The sequence below is a fragment of the Microcoleus sp. bin48.metabat.b7b8b9.023 genome (assembly GCF_013299185.1).
GTDB lineage: Bacteria > Cyanobacteriota > Cyanobacteriia > Cyanobacteriales > Microcoleaceae > Microcoleus.
Window position 1 is genome coordinate 106,668 of the sequence record NZ_JAAFKG010000007.1, and the last position, 17,833, is coordinate 124,500.

The following is a 17,833-nucleotide window of genomic DNA, read 5'->3' on the forward strand; positions in this document are numbered from 1 at the left end:
AGGTGCTTTTAACGCTCTATTCTTACATACTCAACTCTGGTATTCCCCATATCCGAATAGTTCCATCACCATGACTACTAATAATTTGTTTTCCATCTGGGGTAATTGCAAGATAACAATTGCAATGATAGCTTGTGAAATACTCTTTGATAGAGTGAAGTTTTTCTCCAGTATTTAAGTCCCATATTTCAATAAAACACTCATAGGAAGAGTAATATTTTATGACTCTATAACCAGCCGATACAATTCTTTGACCATCTGGTGTAAGTGTAAGAGCTTCGACTGTTTCAGCATAACTCTTTAAAGTCAGCCGAACCTCTGGATATTTCTTCGCCGTTAAATCCCAAATTTTTATCGTGTTCTTATCATAGCTACTGATAAGTGTTTTACCATCTGGTGTAATAGCCAAATCATAAATCTGTCCTAAATTTCTTCCTATAATAGTTCGCAATTTTCCGGTTATTAAATCATAGGATTTTATAATTTTCCTTCCCATAATTATTCTCTGTTGGTCTGGAGAAATAACAATACACTTACTATACCGCCAATAAAAATAGCTATAGCCTGATGAATAAGTTACCAAATTTTTTAATATTTCTGGGTTGCTTAAATCCCATATTTGAACAATTTTGGAGTCTTCAATACTAATTAACTTTTGCCCATCTGGTGTAATGGCCACTAAATAAACTGGCTCTGAACAATGCAGAGAGTGTAGTAACTCGTTACTATTTAAATCCCAAATTTTAATGGTGCTATCCGCACACCCACTAACAAGCGTTTGCCCATCTGGAGTAATCGCAACACAGTGAACACAGGCTTCTAGCGTACTAAGTAACTCTCCGGTGTTTAAATTCCAGATTTTTATGGTATCGTCAAACCAATCACCACTAACAAGTCTCTGTCCATCTGGTGTAATAGCCAAAGAAGTATGAGTCAATACCGAATTACGATCTAAATCACTATCAAAATGACCATCAAGGACATTAAGACACTCAAAATATTGATAGGGATTGTTTTCAACAGCCAAAACAAAGACATCAGCAGAAGCGCTTAAGTTTGCACTCGCTTCATTAAAACAGAAACGACTTATAGAGAAGAAAACCCTACCTACTAACTTTTGCAGCTTTTTCAAAAACCATCCGTCTAAAGCTGCATAAAAATCTAATACATTTGGATCTACTGTATCAATATCTGTTGTTTGATCTACCTCTATATCTAGTTGTTCGTCAGCTTCTACTATCGTATCCGTCTCTTGAATTGCCTCGAATTCCTCTGTACTTCTATCTAACTTTTGTGTCTCATCAACTATTGAATCATCTAAATTTTCCTCGGTATCTGTTGAACCTGAATCTAAAGCAAATATTTCTTGGAGCAGCATTTCATAGGAAATTAAGTAAGATATTATTCTGCTAGAAATTCCAGTATATAAAAACAGCTTTCTTATATTTTGCGTATACTTGGGAGCTAATTGAGATGTTGCAGTTACTTGAAAATAACCTTGCTCATTCTGGGTAAAATTTAATGTACCATCTCGATCGATTTCACCTCCGGTTGTTTCCCAATCAACCTCACCAGGCGCGATTGGACAGCCGAATTGATCTAATCCTTTAACAACAAAGGTTTGTTGTTCGCTTGATTTAAGATAAACAAAACCCGGTTGAACTTCTAAACGTCTTAAAACAGGCAGGAGAATAACTTTAGCTGTATCGCTAAATTTTCCCGATTTTGCGGTGACAGTAACTTCGCGCTTTTGATAATCGCCTTTAAAAGCTCCTTTATTGGTAATTAAGCCGCCAGTTGTACTGTTCCATCTAACATTCGTTATTTCGTAAGAATCGCCGACTTGATCGAATCCAGTTACAGTAAAAGTAAATGCTTCTTCTGGTTTAATTTCTACCTGTTCAGGAGATATTTTTATCCCTCTCAGAACAGGAATAACAGTAACTTCAGCGTTAGCGCTTAAATGTCCTACATTGACGGTTACTTGAGAATCACCTTTTTGCTGTTCTCCACTGCAAAAATTACCATTTTGATCGATTGAGCCCTCTGTTGCATTCCATTCTATATTGCTGACAGATATTTCTTCACCTCGTTGATTTAAAGCAACCAGGTTAAATCTTTGGCTTTGTCCTGGTTCTAAAGTAACAGATGAAGGTAAAATCTCTATATATGTTAACCGAGAAGGTTCGTAAACTTTAACTTCTGTGCAAGTGTTAATTGTCCCTACACTGGCTTTAATAATAACAGTGTCTTCTCGGTCGCCCGCATAAAATACACCCCGATTATCAATGTTTCCACTAATTGCTGACCAAGTAACTTTTCTAGCTTTTATATTGTTACCATACTGATCTACTCCCTTAACTTGAAACTGAAAATTCTGACCAAACTCTAGTTGAGGTATTGAGGACGTAATAATTAGTTCTGTTAGCTTCGGAGGTTCAATAATCGTAATTGGGATAACTCGACGAATTGAACTAACTGAAGCGATAACTTCAAAGTTTCCTTGCTTGCTTCCAGCTATAAAATTGCCATTTTGGTTAATTGTTCCACCTCCGCTACTTGCTGACCAAGTAATTCTCCCAGTTTGTATGCTGTCACCATACTGATCTACTCCTTTAACTTGAAACTGAAAAATCTGACCAAACTCTAATTGAGGTGTTGAAGATATAATAATTAGTTCTGCTAGTCTCGGAGGTTCAATAATCGTAATTGGAATAACTCGACGAATTGAACTAACTGAAGCTATGATTTCAAATTTACCTTGCTTGCTTCCAGCTATAAAATTGCCATTTTGCTCCATTTTCCCCCCTCCGCTTACTTCCCATAATACAGTTTCCTGCATGGGATTTCTGCGTTGATCTAAAACTTGTGCTGTGAATTGTTGCGTTTTACCAAACTCTAAAGTAATACTAGAGGGAGCAAAAGAAATATCAGTGATTCTCGGAGTCTGAATAATAGTAATTGTGACAGAAGTCTCAAAAATGCCTATCTTTGCTTTAACTTCAAATCTTCCTTCTCTTTGACCTGCGGCAAATAAACCCTGTTCGATTTTACCACCCGTAGTTTCCCATGTAATATCTTGATCGTTAAAGTTCATCTCTCTATTATTCTGATCTAAAACTTTAACAATAAAATGCTGCTCTTGACCACAAAAGAGTGCTTGGAAAGTTTCATAAATAACAATTTTGCTTAGTTTAGGATAAGAACATCCCTTAATAGCATGAAGTGGTTTTCCGGTTTCTGCCTCCAACAATGTTACCCAATCTTTACCTGCAACAGCAAGAGTTTTTCCATTAGAGCTAATTGCTACAGAGCTAATAAAACCAGACTCTTCTGGTAAATTATAGATGATTTTATTATAATTATCTCGTAAATTAAATATTTTAATTTTTTGGGAAAATCCTACTACAAGTATATTTTGATTGACATGATAAGCTAGAGAATTAATTGATTGATTGTGAGAGTAAGTATTGGTGCATTCTAAATTTAGAAGAGGTAGTACAGAAGCATCTCCATTATCTGCTGCGGCAACAATAATTCTACCTAAAACCCAAGCCCCTACAGCTATAGGCCCTCCTAATGAAAATCCCGCTACAGTAGCTGCTACATCTACTAAACCTTTACCCAAAACTGAACCTGATTGATTTGAAGATTCTTCTCCAGATTTTGATTGCCAAAATTTGACAACACCATCACGACTTCCACTAATTAAGGTTGTGTTGTCTGAAGTAATAATTAAAGATTGAATCCAAGCTGAATGTCCTTCAATACTGCGTATGAGTTTACCGCTATCTAAATTCCATAAGGTGATTTTATTATTAGTGCTTCCACAAGCGATAACTTTTCCATCATGGCTAATACATAAGCTCAAAACGGAAGATAGTTCCTTTGAATCTTGTAGAGTTTCCTTTAAATTCCCCGTATTTAAGTCCCATATTTTGATAGTTTTGGTGGTGCTACCGCTCACAATGGTTTTTCCATCAGGAGTGATAGCAACAGCAGTAACCCAACTAGAATACCAACTCAGATCGATTAATGTATGAATAAGCTGCCCTGTTTTTAAATTCCATACCTTAATATTTTTATCTGCACTTCCGGTAACTAATGTATTGCCATCAGGACTAATAGCAACTGACAAAACCCAGTGCGAATGTCCTTCAATACTACGAATTATTCCCCCCGTTTGCAAATTCCATACCCAAATCTTTTTCCAACTCCCTCCTACTAAAATAGTATTATCTGGGCTTATTGCCAGAGAAGTAATAACATCTGTTGGGCAAGGTGTTAAGCTTTCTGGTGCATTTGCCCTCAGACAATAATTATCAGCACGAAAAACTCTGTATGCAAATTGTTTAACTCGATCGGATTTATCTTTGATAGACTGTTCAATCAATAGTTCTAAGCCTTGTTGACCATAATTGAGAGTTTCTGATAAAGCAGCAAGTCTTTCTTGCTCACTTGGACTAGATAACTGCTTCTTAACTTCTTCAATTCTTGTAGACATTCTATTTTTCTCCAAATTATTAACTTTCGGATTTTTTGCCAGCCACAAGCAACAAATTAGCTAGGTGATAGGGTTCTCCCGTAAATGTGGTGGTAATAAAATTTTATGTAGATTATAACAGATTATGAGTTAATCATTGTAGATGCGGAATGAATCGAGAAAGTTTGACTTGCCGCAGGCATTCGGGCCTACCAGAAAAACGCGATCGCGCAAATCAACATTCACTGACTGAAAATTGCGCCAATTTTTCAGAGCTATATGGGAGATAATCATTATTTTAACCTAATCAAGAAATACTTAATCATAGAGTTAATTTTTACTAGCGTTTTAGTGAGAATCAGAATTGTCAGGATTGATTACTGAGTAGCTGCTTTCAAAAAGATCCAGATAGGGTTTGTAACGATAAAGTCTGTTGCGTTGCCAACCTGTGACTTCATCAACTAAAGCAATTTCTACAAATTTATCGACTATTTTTCTAGCTGTTGCGTAACTACATTGCAATTCGTTTTCTACTAAACGAATATTCACAATCGGACGCTGGAAAAGTATATCTAGCAAGCGCAAACCATAACTGCTACTGGAAATTTGCTGACCGATAATTTCGCGGTGTTTTTCGCGCATTTCCAGAATAGAACGGGCTGTAGTTGTTGCTGACTGGCTGACTTCAAAAATACCTTGAAGAAAAAACTTTAACCATCCTTCCCAATCACCATGAGTGCGAATTGCCATCAGGCGATCGTAATATTCTATTCGGTGAAGTTTTAGATAATGACTGAGGTATAGTAAAGGCTTTTGTAGGATTCCTTGCTGACAAAGTAGAAAAGTAATTAGCAATCGTCCAATCCGTCCATTTCCATCTAAAAATGGGTGTATTGTTTCAAATTGAGCGTGAGCTAATCCGCAATGAATCAGTACAGGTAAAGAATTGGTATCGTGCAAAAATCTCTCTAGGTTGTCGAGAGATTGGTGCATTTCTGCAACTGTTGGAGGTACATAGGCCGCAGTACCCAGGTTACAACCTTGAGGGCCAATCCAATTTTGACTTTTCCGAAATTCTCCCGGTGTGCGATCGCTTCCTCGCACGTCTTTGAGTAATTCTGTATGAATTTCTCGCAGCAAGCGCAGACAAAGTGGAAATTCTTGAAGCCGCTTTAAACCGTAGTTCATGGCGTTAACGTAGTTAACAACCTCTTGCACATCTTTAAAGCGTTCTTGACCCTTGACATCAATTTCATATTGAAGTACGTCCTCTAGGGTGCTTTGCGTTCCTTCAATTTGCGAACTAAGAACGGCTTCCTGACGGACGTACATCGCTACGAATAGGTCAGGGTTGGGCAAAATAGAGGTAGCACCGTCTAGTCTTCCCAAAGCCCGATCGGCATTGGAGAGCAAACGATGAAGCTCTGCGTCCATTTTAATGGGCGGTTCGGGAGGGAGGGGCGCTGGAATGAAGGCGCTGTATCCTTCAATTTGTTGGACGTATCGACCAGATCGCATCATTGGGTGACGGAGGGACAAAGGTTGAGGTCTTGTTATCTTATGTTATTCCAGTGAAATAAGACGGCGGTCGCGGAATCTTATTATAGCAAAAGTCTTTTTAGTATAATAAGATTGCCAGGACAGGCCAACTCGATCGCAATACGAGGATACAGCAGTGCTGTGTCCCTACGGATATGGTTGAGACAGGAGGACACAGCAGTGCTGTGTCCCTACGGACATGGTTGAGAATCTTGCTTAAAATATCAAACGCCGCACCGTACCATCATCTGTAAATTGCTGTTCGCCAATACCCACAACTTCGACAGTAACTTCGCGTTCCGAAATGGCAAACTCTCCCTCCCATGCCGCTATTTCCACTATCACTTTTTCCCCTTCCAAATACACATTGTAATTAGTCGTTGCCCACACACCTTTTTCATGTTCAAAACTGTGTCCGTCATCCTCATAAAGCGTCCATTCACCAGTTCCGGGCCAAATTCGCATTTTCAAAGAATCGATCGCCCGTTCGCTCACAAATTGCCTCACAGGCGCGATCCTCTTCGAGGGCTTCGCTAACGCAATTATCCCCCCACCCCGAACATAAAGCGGCATTCTCTCCAAAGGCGCATGGGCTAAAATGTGCGTCGGGCCGTGATAGCATTCGCCCGTCCACCAATCGTACCAAGTACCCTGGGGCAAATACACGGCACGGTGCTCGACTCCCGGGCGGTAAACCGGTGCAGCCATCAGCGACGGGCCGAGCAATACTTGATCGTAAAGGTGATAAGTTGTGCGATCGCCCGCAAAGTGATAAAGTAACGGTCGTAAAATCGGCGTTCCCGTCGTTGCAGCTTCCCAAAACAAGGTGTAAATATATGGCAATAACTGATAGCGCAAATTGATGTATTCGCGGCAAATCTGCTCGGTGCGATCGCCGAAAACCCACGGTTCGTGCTGCGCTGTCGTCATCGCCGAATGACCGCGCATCAACGGATACAGCATCCCCACCTGCATCCATCGCGCGAACAATTCAGCGGTTGCATTCCCCGCAAAGCCGCCGATGTCGCAACCGACAAACGCCACGCCGGAAAGTCCCATGTTGCAAAGCATCGGTAGCGACATTTCCAAATGATCCCACAGCGATTGATTGTCGCCCATCCACACCGACGAGTAACGCTGTACTCCCGCAAATCCCGATCGCGTCAGCACAAAAGATCGATCGTTCGCACGCAACTTCTGCAACCCCTCAGCACAAGCTTTCGCCATCATCAACCCGTACAAATTGTGCGTTTCCGCGTGGGTGGTGCGATCGCCATCCGGGCCCTGCGGCGCATCCAGCGGAAACCAGATGTGTTCGCCGCCGTCACCAAAAGGACGTTCCGCGATCGCAGGTTCGTTCATGTCGTTCCAAATCCCCGCAACGCCGATATCTGTGAGGCTTTTGTGCAATTCCCCCCACCACTGGCGCACGTCGGGGCGCATGAAATCTGGAAACACGGCTTTGTCCGGCCAAACATAGCCGTGGAAAAGCTTTCCGTCGGCGGTGCGGACGAAATAGTCGTTTTCCACACCGCGATCGAATATTTCGTAATCTGCTTCCGGTTCGTACTTGACGCCGGGATCGATAATCGTGACAACTTTGAAACCGGCTGCTTTCAAATCTGCAATCAGTTTCGCGGGATCGGGGAAACGCTTGGGGCTCCAAGTAAACACCCGGTAGCCGCGCATATAGTCGATGTCGAGGTGGATAACATCGCAGGGAATCGCGCGATCGCGAAATTCCTTAGCCAACTCCCTCACCACGTCCTCGGATTCGTAGCTCCAGCGGCACTGGTGGTATCCCAGCGCCCATTTTGGCGCGAGCGGCATCCGGCCGGTTAACTGGGTGTAGGTGGCGAGAATTTGGGCGGGTTCGGGGCCGTAAATGATGTAGTAGTCGAGTTCCGCGTCTCTGGTTTCCATCCGCAAAACCCCCGGTGTTTCCGCGCCGATGTCGAATTGACTCCAAAATGTGGTGTTGAAAAAGATGCCGTAAGCGCGATCGGGATTCAGGGCGATGTAAAATGCGATCGCCTGGTACATTTCATCTGTCTGCGAATTGTAGTCAAGGGCGTCAATCGTCCAGTTTGTCTTGACTTCGGAGAGTTTGTCGAGGAAGCCGGTGCGTTGGCCGAAACCGTAGAAATGCTCGTCTGTTTCAATGCGTTTCCAGGCGGCGGTTGCGCCCGCGCGCCATCCCATCGGGCGATCGCAGTCGCTAGCAAAGGGTTTTCCCGATTTGTCAAAGCATTCGATGGAAGTGCGATCGCGCTTGACAGAAACTGTGATTTGTGCTGTTTCTATTTCGATTTTTTCGTCTGTTTCTCGGACTTCAAAAGGTACAATTTCCCACTGTTCGTCTGGGAGAGTCACGGAGTGCGATCGATCTTTGAATTCACCTGTCGGGGACATTCGCACTCGGATTAAATTTGGGGCGAGGATGCTGATTTTGAGAGCGGAATTGGTACAGTTGAAGTGAATTGCGCGATCGTCGGTTTTGTCGATCGATTGTACGGAGCCGATAATTGACCAAGGCTGTTCGGTAGTTTGGAGTTTTCCGAAGTATTGCGGCATATACTCTGACTCGAAATATTATCGATTTTGGTTTGAGCAGTTAAGGGTTGTCATCTGACAAAAGGCTGAACTACAAATATATAAAAGGAATATTTTAACATATCGATCCAATTACTTTACATAGCAATCCTAAATCAGTCGCAAAATCGATTGAGACCAGAATCCTTGCAGTGTAAGCATCTTGCTAGGGTATAATGCAAGGAAATCATTTAGGATTGTTATAGAACCCATTTGACATCTTTGAGGCTGCAAGCCTTTTAATCATCACCCTCATCAAACATAGATTAACTTTTGAATTTCATCCCTCACCGAAGAGCCAGGGTTTGAAGCCCCAGCATGAAGGCAGATTGTGATAAGAACGGAGTTTAAATCTCCGTTTTTATCACTTCGCTGTCAACTGTCAACTGTCAACTGTCAACTGTTTAACTACTACCTCCCAAATACTTGCAAAATCCTCTGCACTCCTGCCTTTTCTAGCCTCTCAAACTGCTGCCGTTCATCAGCAGTAAAAACAGTTGTCACTTCTTTATCTGACATCTGTGCTTCCAAAACTCCACGGTTGAAGAAAACAACTTCACCCGTACCAAAAAAGACGATCGCCCTAACCCGATCGCTTTTTAGCCAAAATCCCACTCCATCTCCCACTTCCACGATGGCTTCCGATGCACTGACAACGGTTTTACCACCATTGGTAGAACACATGATGTAGCTCATATTTTTGACAATTTTTGTGGCTTTTTGGCAGGATTGAGCCTGAAGTTGTTTCAACTCTCGATCGTAATTTTCCCGATTCAATGCAGGCTTGATTTGATTCAGCAAACAGCGATCGGGTATACCATCACCATCATCGTCCATGCGGATGTCGTCTTGTTGTCCGTCGCTATCGCAATCGATCGCCGGCCCGATCTGTCTGCTGGGTTTCGCCGATTGTGCTATTGCATCGATTGGGATGACATAGCTGAATAATAGCAGGGCGATCGGCAATAATTTGAAAAGCATTATGTTGAAAAAATATCCTCGCTCAAATTTTAGCACCATGCTGTTTTAATAGCTCAATAATTTCCAAATTAGAAGATTTATCGGCAATACTTTAGATGCTATAGCAATCCTAAATGATTGATTAAGATTTGTAGGGGTAGTGCCCCCGTGCCTACCCCCTATCTATCGGGTCAACCTGGATCTTTAAGATCCCGTACAAAAAGTATGCAAATGATTGAGGACTTCTATATACCATTTATCAGAAAGATGAGGTATGACTGTAAATGGAGTTTTTGATGCGACTTCGTTTACTATATAATCAATATAAGAGGGCTGAAGCCCAACAACGTACCTAATCTTTTGCTGTTAACTCTGCCGGCAATTGGAACTTGCCATCTGCACCCGCCGCCAACTCAAAAACTTGCAACACAGCATCCACATTTAGCGGCCCGTAAATGTGCGGGTAATCCTCACCGGCGGCAAATTCATACTTAAGTTCAGATTCTACTTTTTCCGAGTCAATCGACAGCAGCAGCAATCCTGTTTGTCCTACAAAAAATTTATTGGCAGATTTCAGAACTTGCGGTAGAGTCGAACAGTGGATAAATCCTTCTGTATCTAGCGTATCTCCGCGATAGAATTGCACTTGTTTTGCTTGTTCCCACTGTTGGCTGCGGGTGATGTGAAAGATAACGCTCATAGTTTAGATAGGTTTTAAGTGCGATCGCCAATGGGCAATAAAATTGGCAGTAAAATGGGCAGTAAAATCTGAGAAGGACAACTCCCGCCACAACTTACTGTCAGCGTCATAATTTTAGCATCAATTAACCGCGCTGCACCCGGAGGCGCACAAGTTCCCGGATTCACGTCATAAGCTGGAAAACAAGCGGCACTCAAACTGAGACGCAAAGCATTACCTCGGGCAATTTGCATACAAGTTGGTTGCAGCAAAATTCTTACAGGTATCGATCAGGTTTGTAGTGAGGACTTTAGTCCTTTTTTTTCAGGTTTGTAGTCAGGACTAAAGTGCTTTCCTTTATTTTCCTTTATTTTCCTTTATTTTCTTTTGCGGACTGAAGTCCTCACTACGAACCTAGCGCATTTAGTCGTTTATTTTGCGGACTGAAGTCCGAACGATCAAATCTAGCACGGCACGAGTACATCCGATCGCCCGAGAACCCTCATATCTTCCTCATCGAGTTCGACTGGCGTACCGCTGCGAATTAGTTCCACAAAATCCTCGTTTGGCACCATAATGCACAAAGTGTAAAGACGTTCGCTGCCCGTATTTTCAATGACGTGAGTGCCAGTTGGAGGCACTAACAAACTATCACCCGGTTTAATACTAACTGTTTTGCCGTCGCAAGTCGCTTGCCCTCTTCCTTTGAGTACAAAAAACATTTCTACCGCAAATTGATGGCGGTTGGGAGGAGTTTTTCCGCCCGGATCGAAAATCTCGATGCAAACAGTTAATGAGGCATTCGCGGTTGCCGGATCGAAAACTATGGCTAATCTATTAGTATCGCCCGGGCTGATGCGAAATGCTTGGTAGTCTTGAGGCGATTTCATTACAGGAATCATGCACTGGTTTGTCATTTTTTTATTGTTAGTTGTGAGTTGTTATAGCTGAAGGAAGTTCGGCAACGGATTCTGTAACGGATGTAACGGATGTAATGGATGTCACTCCAAAGGAAGAGAGAAGAAGGAAGAAGGAAGAAGGAAGAGAACCCAGGATTTTAGCAATTAAGAATTTCCTGACCGTCACGGACGGTTTCTATATGTTTCTGCTATCATTACTGAGTATTCACGGTCATTAGTAAGTGGCTCAACCTCCCAAGTTTATTACTAATGACCAATGACCAATGACCAATGACCAATGACCAATAACCAATGACTAATTCCCTAGTTATTTAATTGCTTCTAACATAGCCTGAGAATCAGACAAAAACCCAAAACATTGTTTAACGTTATAAAGAGTAGCCTGCCAACAAAACTCTGGAGATGTAGTAGCTGTACAATCTTTGACTAAAATGCAGTCGTAGTTGAGAAAACAAGCATCTTGTAGGGTAGCCATGACACACTGATCTGCGTTGACTCCTCCAAAGAAAAGTGTAGTTCTTCCCAGGTTGCGGAGGATACTATCTAAAGGAGTATCCCAAAAGGCACTCATGCGATATTTATCAATGCAAATATCCTCTGGTTTCTGTTCTAATTCATCAACAACGGCGGCCGCCCAACTCCCCGCCATCAAAACAGATGCGCCGTTTTTGGGTAGCGGATCTCCCAAACCTACGCCCTCGCCCGTGGGATTGTAAACGTGGCGCGAAGCTGCGCTAATATTGAGCAAATCGGGGCGGTTTCCCCAGTTTATCCAAATAATGGGTACTGCGTGCGATCGCAATTTTGGCAGCAAATTTTGCAAAGGATTAATTGGAGTGCGCGCAGGTGTTACATCGACGCCGATGTGTGATAGCCAACCGTCGGGGTGACAGAAATCGTTTTGCATATCTATCACCAGCATCGCTGCTTTTGCTAAGTCCAATCGCAGGGTTTTCGTTTCTGTTTCTAGGGTAACAGGTTGAGGCGCGATCGGCGATCGGGTGATGTCCGCAATTTTAGCATCAACTTTCCAAGCATTTGGCGCAACGCCCAAGGTGCGGAGGGATTCCAGATTCATATTAATTGTGATTTGAAAACAACTTCAATCTTATAACTTTTTGATTGTTGCTAACTTGTCATATCTTAAATCTTTGCTAAGATTCAGTAAAAATATCAAACGTAACTGTTTCGAGTTACTTGATGCTTGATTAAAATTAACTAAGCTTAGGCAAAAAGTTTCTAGTTTTCATGCTATTTTAGCGTTCCCAGCCATAGCCTGGAAATTCTTTGCAGGATGCTCTACCTCCAGTAAACAACAGGCGAGTAGGGTGGTTTTATACTCGTCAGACAAATTAGGTATGTAGTTGCGCTTCAGCGCTCTTTATAATATTAGGAAACAGCGCTGAGATCGCAACTACGTAACTTGGCTAGCGATACTTTTGGTAATTTTATATATCGTATCCTGACAATAAAACTGCCCTGCCAGTAAACCACAGGCGAGGCTCTTCATCGCTTATATGCGTTACCAGCCATAGCCTGAGAACGAGATTCAACCATATTTAAAAGGCTGAGAACGAGATGAAAGAAGATGATTTAGTCCTAAAATAGAAATAGATGTGAATTCACCAGAAAAGCTAAATCTATGAGTTTTACAATCCAAAATGCTTTGATTCCGGTTGAGAGTGGTTATGAAACGGCAGACGTGCAAGTGGCGGATAATTGCATAAGTGCGTTAGCGAAGCCCTCGAAGAGGATCGCGCCCAATTTAGCTCCTACAGGAACAGCAATCGACGGCAAAAATAAGCTGCTTCTGCCCGGTTTTGTCAACGCGCACACGCACTCTTCTGAAATGTGGCAGCGCGGGATTATTCCGCCTTTACCGCTGGAGTTGTGGATTGGCGAACTGTACGATTTCACGCCTCTCGAACCCGAACAAGTTTACTTGAGTGCCTTGGGAACTGCGGTAGAAACATTGCTCTCGGGCGGTACAAGTGTAGTCGATCATTTAGTTTTGATTCCGGGGCAAGAATTAGAGACAATTGCCGCCGCAGTTCGCGCTTATCAAGAAATCGGTATCCGGGCTTTTATCGGGCCGTTAATTCAAGATGAATCCCTGACAGCGGGAATGCCTGCGGGCGATGGCGGCATCGAACACGCGGCTTACATTCGCTCTACAAAGGCAACTTTGGAACTCATGGAAGCAGCAATAAAACAGTTTCACAGACCCGAAAAAGGTGTTAATATATTGCTGGCACCGACGGGAATTCAACTGTGTTCTGATGCTTTGTTTGAAGGCTGCATCGATTTGGGCGATCGCTACAATCTTTGCCTGCACGCCCACCTCTTGGAAACGCCCGCTCAAAAACAGTTGGCTCACGAAAAATACGGCTGTAGCGCTGTCAAACATTTGCAACAAATCGGTTATTTAAGTCCGCGCACTTCCTTAGCGCACTGCGTGTGGCTGGACGATTCCGATATTGCAATTATGGCAGAAACTCAATCGACAGTCGTACACAATCCCCTCAGCAACCTGCGGCTGGGAAGCGGGATTGCACCAATTTTAAAATACCGCCAAGCCGGAGTAAACGTATCTTTCGGCTGCGACGGCGCCGCTAGCAACGACTCTCAGGATTTGCTGGAAGCAATTAAAATTGGTTCGATTCTGCACAATATTACGGATTTGGATTACCGCCACTGGATTACACCGCGTCAGTCTGTAGAAATGGCATCGCTGGGCGGAGCAAAAGGCTTGAATCTCGGCGATGAAATGGGTTCGCTGACTGTCGGCAAAAAAGCGGATTTTGTGCTGTACGATTTAACCAGTTTATCATTGTTGCCGCGCACCGATCCGATTGGCTTGCTAATTTTGGGACGCCCGACAAATGCGGTAGACAGTGTTTGGGTAAACGGCAAACAAATTGTCGCTGAAGGGAAGGTGAAAACGATCGATGTTGATGGTTTGAGGCGGCAATTATTCGATCGCAGTGAGTGGAGTAGCAAGCGCCAATCACCAATGGTGGGCGAGATTGAATCGCACTACCGCCAAGTGATGAAATTGCCACTCGGCGGTTGAAACCAGGCTTATACAAACAAAACCTGAGGAAGCGGGTTGAAGAAAGACTCGGCGGTTGAAACCGCGACTATACAGACAAAACCCGCCTCCGCGGGTTGAAGAATAATTGTCAGGTTTGCAATGCGAACGTTACAGTATGATGTTAAATTGTGGTGTTTGCGAAAAATCGATGATTAAACTGCACAAATGGCGGCGGATACTGGCTTTAATAGCTATTTTTGCGATCGCACTTAGCTCCGCCGCAATTTTCTCCCCCCGAATGGAAGCTCAAACTGCGCCCAAAACCCCAACAACCGAATTGCGCGGCATCTGGCTGACGAACATTGACAGCGACGTTATTTTCTCCCGCAGCAACATCATTGACGCTGTAAACCGACTGGACAAACTCAACTTTAACACCATTTATCCTACGGTTTGGCAAGGAGGCTACACGCTTTATCCCAGCGCTGTAGCCAAACGAGTATTCGGAAAGTCGATCGACCCATCACCCGGATTGCAAGACCGAGACATTCTCAAAGAAATTATAGCACAATCCCACAAAAAAGGTATAGCAGTAATCCCGTGGTTTGAGTTTGGTTTCATGGCCCCCGCCGAATCGGAATTAGCCAGACTTCACCCCGACTGGCTGGCGAGGCGGCGCGACGGTTCAACTATTTGGAAAGAAGGCACGCACGATCGAGTTTGGCTGAATCCTTTTCATCCAGAAGTCCAGAAATTTATCTTAGATTTAATCTTAGAAATCGTCGATAATTACGATTTAGATGGCATTCAATTTGACGACCATTTCGGTTTGCCCGTAGAGTTTGGCTACGAGCCGCAAACAGTGTTAATGTATGAAAAACAAATCAAAAGTCCTCCCTCCAATGACGCCCGCGAAACCTTCTGGATCCGCTGGCGCGCCGACAAAATCAACGACTTCATGGGACAAATTTCCCGCGCCATCAAATCCCGCAAACAAAAATGTATTATTAGTGTATCTCCCAATCCCTTGCACTTTGCTTTACCCGCCCACTTGCAGGACTGGTTTACCTGGGAAAGACGCGGTTACATCGAAGAACTTATAGTACAGGTGTATCGCAACGACATCAAGCGTTTTAATGCCGAACTAGAACGGGAAGAAGTCAAACTCGCTAAAAAGCACATTCCAACTGCGATCGGTATTTTAACAGGCTTGAAAAACAGTTCTATTCCGCTGTCACAAATTCAAGAGCAAGTGCAAGAAGTCCGAAACAGAAATTTTGCAGGAGTTTCCTTCTTTTTCTATGAAAGCTTGTCAAATTGGGCAAAGGAAACTCGCGAACAGCGAAATTCTGCCCTGCAAGAATTCTTTCCTGCAAAGATGCAACGCCCGCCAATTTAAAACCTTTCGTAACGAGGACTTCAGTCCTTATTCGTTCGTAGTGAGGACTTTAGTCCTTCTTTTTCAGTCATTCTTCGTTCGTAGTGAGGACTTTAGTCCTTCTTTTTCAGATTATCAAGGACTTCAGTCATTCTTCGTTCGTAGTGAGGACTTTAGTCCTTCTTTTTCAGTCATTCTTCGTTCGTAGTGAGGACTTTAGTCCTTCTTTTTCAGATTATCAAGGACTTCAGTCATTCTTCGTTCGTAGTGAGGACTTTAGTCCTTCTTTTTCAGTCATTCTTCGTTCGTAGTGAGGACTTTAGTCCTTCTTTTTCAGATTATCAAGGACTTCAGTCATTCTTCGTTCGTAGTGAGGACTTTAGTCCTTCTTTTTCAGATTATTAATGACTAAAGTCATTCTTCGTTCGTAGTGAGGACTTTAGTCCTTCTTTCTCAAATTATTAAGGACTAAAGTCCTCACTACGAACCTTACAAAGAGATATAATGTTTAACACTAAATTAATTTGCCGCATTTGTATTTTTAATTTATGTCTGATTGCTGTCCTTGCTGCAATCGGCTACCTGACTCCCCGAAAGTGGGGAGACACCTCGCAAAAAAATCGCACAGTTAGCGTACAAGTTTCTAACCAAGGCATCCACACCGAAATCATCGTTCCAGTTAAAAATCAATATTTTAACTGGAATCAATATTTACCAATTACAGAAATAGGACGGGAAGCAAATTATGATTATAAATATTTGTCTTTTGGGTGGGGAGATCGAGCTTTCATGTTGGAAACTCCCACCTCAGCAACCATCAACCCAGTTATAGCTTTCAACGCGCTATTTCTCCCTACTCCGTCTACCCTCCACGTTCAAGGTTATCGAGTTTTTCCCCAATATATAGAAACTAAATGTGTTAAAATTAGTGGGGAAAATTATCGGAGGCTGGTAAATTTTATTAAAAATACATTCCAATTAGACGCAGCAGGTAATAAAATAAAAATCAGCTACGGCTACTACAACAGTGACAGTTTTTATGAAGCAAAAGGCAGTTACTCGATTTTGAGAACTTGCAATGACTGGACGGCAGAAGCTTTGCGAGAAGCTGAGATTGATACTCCTTTGTGGTCAACTCTATCGTCATCGATTATGTTTCATTTAAATAGCGGTTGCGAATGTATTTAAACAGTTGACAGCGTTAATCAGTTGACAGTTGACAGTTGACAGTTGACAGTTGACAGTTGACAGTTGACAGTTGACAGTTGACAGTTGACAGTTGTTAGTAGGAATCACCAATTCCCAATTCCCAATTCCTGATGCCCGATGCCCAATTCCTGATGCCCAATTCCCAATTCCCGATGCCCAATTCCCAATGCCCAATTCCCAATTCCCAAATATTATGAATGTAATTCCAGCGATCGACCTTTTGGACGGAAAATGCGTCAGACTGTATCAGGGAGACTACGCCAAGTCCCAAACTTTTAACGAAAATCCCGTCGAAGTCGCCAGACAGTGGGTAAATGAAGGCGCCACAATGCTGCATTTGGTAGACCTCGATGGGGCCAAAGCCGGTCATCCTGTAAACTTAGCAGCCATTGAGGCGATCGTCCGTGCAGTAGACGTTCCCTGTCAATTAGGAGGCGGAATGCGCGATCGCCCTTCTGTCGCGGCAATTCTCAAATTAGGCGTTCAGCGCGCCATTCTCGGCACTGTCGCCGTCGAACAACCGCAATTAGTCGGTGAATTGTGTGCCGAATTTCCAGGTCAAATTCTCGTCGGAATCGATGCCAGAAACGGTAAAGTTGCGACTAGAGGCTGGCTGGAAACTTCCGAAGTGTTAGCGACAGAATTGGCGCAAAAAATGACAGAATTAGGGGCGGCTGAAATTATTTACACCGACATTCACCGCGACGGTACCATGGAAGGGCCGAATTTGGAATCTTTGCGGGAAATTGCTAGCGCCATCTCGATTCCGGTGATTGCTTCCGGCGGCGTCAGTTCGATCGCAGATTTGTTGAGTTTGTTGGCTTTGGAACCAATTGGTGTCAAAAGTGCGATCGTTGGTAGAGCAATTTATACCGGCGATATCATACTAAAAGAAGCTATTCAAGCCGTTGGACAAGGGCGGTGGCAGGATGTACCGCCAGATTTGGGTTCTTCCACCTTTGCATAATCGTCTGAATCCGCATAACCCGCCTTAACAAAACCACAACCCTTGAGTTGGTCTGCTTCCGAAACTCTCTGA

Annotated in this window: 15 protein-coding genes; 5 read left to right on the forward strand and 10 right to left on the reverse strand. The window is 43.2% G+C overall.

Annotation, left to right across the window (positions count from 1 at the left end):
* Positions 1-22: 22 nt before the first annotated feature.
* The 8 genes from QZW82_RS06580 to QZW82_RS06615 form a co-directional block, all read right to left on the reverse strand.
* Complete coding sequence (locus QZW82_RS06580) at positions 23-4,504, reverse strand: WD40 repeat domain-containing protein (RefSeq protein ID WP_293146311.1); 4,482 nt, start codon at positions 4,502-4,504, stop codon at positions 23-25.
* Between the two features lie 129 nt (positions 4,505-4,633).
* Positions 4,634-4,777, reverse strand: coding sequence for an AAA family ATPase (locus QZW82_RS06585; protein ID WP_293146313.1), 144 nt, complete (start codon positions 4,775-4,777; stop codon positions 4,634-4,636).
* A gap of 54 nt (positions 4,778-4,831) precedes the next feature.
* Entirely contained in the window at positions 4,832-6,004 is a 1,173-nt protein-coding gene (locus QZW82_RS06590) for a Fic family protein (protein WP_293146315.1), read from the reverse strand.
* 234 nt (positions 6,005-6,238) lie between these two features.
* The gene (locus QZW82_RS06595; protein WP_293146317.1) at positions 6,239-8,596 is read right to left on the reverse strand and encodes a glycoside hydrolase family 31 protein; all 2,358 of its coding nucleotides are present in this window, start codon (positions 8,594-8,596) and stop codon (positions 6,239-6,241) included.
* A 429-nt stretch (positions 8,597-9,025) separates the two neighbouring features.
* Positions 9,026-9,595: a hypothetical protein gene (locus QZW82_RS06600; protein ID WP_293146319.1), complete on the reverse strand. Its 570-nt coding sequence runs from the start codon at positions 9,593-9,595 to the stop codon at positions 9,026-9,028.
* A gap of 331 nt (positions 9,596-9,926) precedes the next feature.
* On the reverse strand, positions 9,927-10,274 hold the full coding sequence (locus QZW82_RS06605) for a DUF952 domain-containing protein (protein ID WP_293146321.1): 348 nt from the start codon (positions 10,272-10,274) through the stop codon (positions 9,927-9,929).
* 14 nt (positions 10,275-10,288) lie between these two features.
* A complete protein-coding gene (locus tag QZW82_RS06610) occupies positions 10,289-10,525 on the reverse strand; it encodes a hypothetical protein (protein ID WP_366664977.1) in 237 nt (78 codons plus the stop codon).
* 192 nt (positions 10,526-10,717) lie between these two features.
* Positions 10,718-11,170, reverse strand: a complete 453-nt coding sequence (locus QZW82_RS06615; RefSeq protein ID WP_293146325.1) for a cupin domain-containing protein — start codon at positions 11,168-11,170, stop codon at positions 10,718-10,720.
* Positions 11,171-11,247: 77 nt separating this feature from the next.
* On the opposite strand from QZW82_RS06615, the gene QZW82_RS06620 reads away from it, so the two are divergent.
* Positions 11,248-11,391 (forward strand): hypothetical protein, encoded by a 144-nt coding sequence (locus QZW82_RS06620; protein WP_293146327.1) that lies wholly within the window; start codon positions 11,248-11,250, stop codon positions 11,389-11,391.
* Between the two features lie 89 nt (positions 11,392-11,480).
* On the opposite strand, the gene QZW82_RS06625 is transcribed toward QZW82_RS06620, so the two are convergent.
* A complete protein-coding gene (locus tag QZW82_RS06625; protein WP_293146329.1) occupies positions 11,481-12,251 on the reverse strand; it encodes a cysteine hydrolase family protein in 771 nt (256 codons plus the stop codon).
* Between the two features lie 564 nt (positions 12,252-12,815).
* Between QZW82_RS06625 and QZW82_RS06630 the strand changes: the two genes are divergently transcribed.
* The 3 genes from QZW82_RS06630 to QZW82_RS06640 all read left to right on the forward strand — a co-directional run bounded on the left by QZW82_RS06630 (position 12,816) and on the right by QZW82_RS06640 (position 16,773).
* Positions 12,816-14,246 carry an amidohydrolase gene (locus QZW82_RS06630; protein ID WP_293146331.1) on the forward strand — a complete coding sequence of 477 codons (1,431 nt, stop codon included), beginning with the start codon at positions 12,816-12,818 and terminating at the stop codon, positions 14,244-14,246.
* 169 nt (positions 14,247-14,415) lie between these two features.
* Positions 14,416-15,606 carry a glycoside hydrolase family 10 protein gene (locus QZW82_RS06635; protein WP_293146333.1) on the forward strand — a complete coding sequence of 397 codons (1,191 nt, stop codon included), beginning with the start codon at positions 14,416-14,418 and terminating at the stop codon, positions 15,604-15,606.
* A 483-nt stretch (positions 15,607-16,089) separates the two neighbouring features.
* Positions 16,090-16,773 carry a TIGR02117 family protein gene (locus QZW82_RS06640; RefSeq protein ID WP_293146335.1) on the forward strand — a complete coding sequence of 228 codons (684 nt, stop codon included), beginning with the start codon at positions 16,090-16,092 and terminating at the stop codon, positions 16,771-16,773.
* Here QZW82_RS06640 and QZW82_RS06645 read toward each other — a convergent pair.
* Entirely contained in the window at positions 16,747-16,968 is a 222-nt protein-coding gene (locus tag QZW82_RS06645; protein WP_293146337.1) for a hypothetical protein, read from the reverse strand. The genes QZW82_RS06640 and QZW82_RS06645 overlap by 27 nt on opposite strands.
* A gap of 19 nt (positions 16,969-16,987) precedes the next feature.
* Here QZW82_RS06645 and hisA point away from each other — a divergent pair, with 19 nt between their 5' ends.
* Positions 16,988-17,761: a 1-(5-phosphoribosyl)-5-[(5-phosphoribosylamino)methylideneamino]imidazole-4-carboxamide isomerase gene (gene hisA / locus QZW82_RS06650; protein ID WP_293146339.1), complete on the forward strand. Its 774-nt coding sequence runs from the start codon at positions 16,988-16,990 to the stop codon at positions 17,759-17,761.
* Positions 17,762-17,833 lie beyond the last annotated feature (72 nt).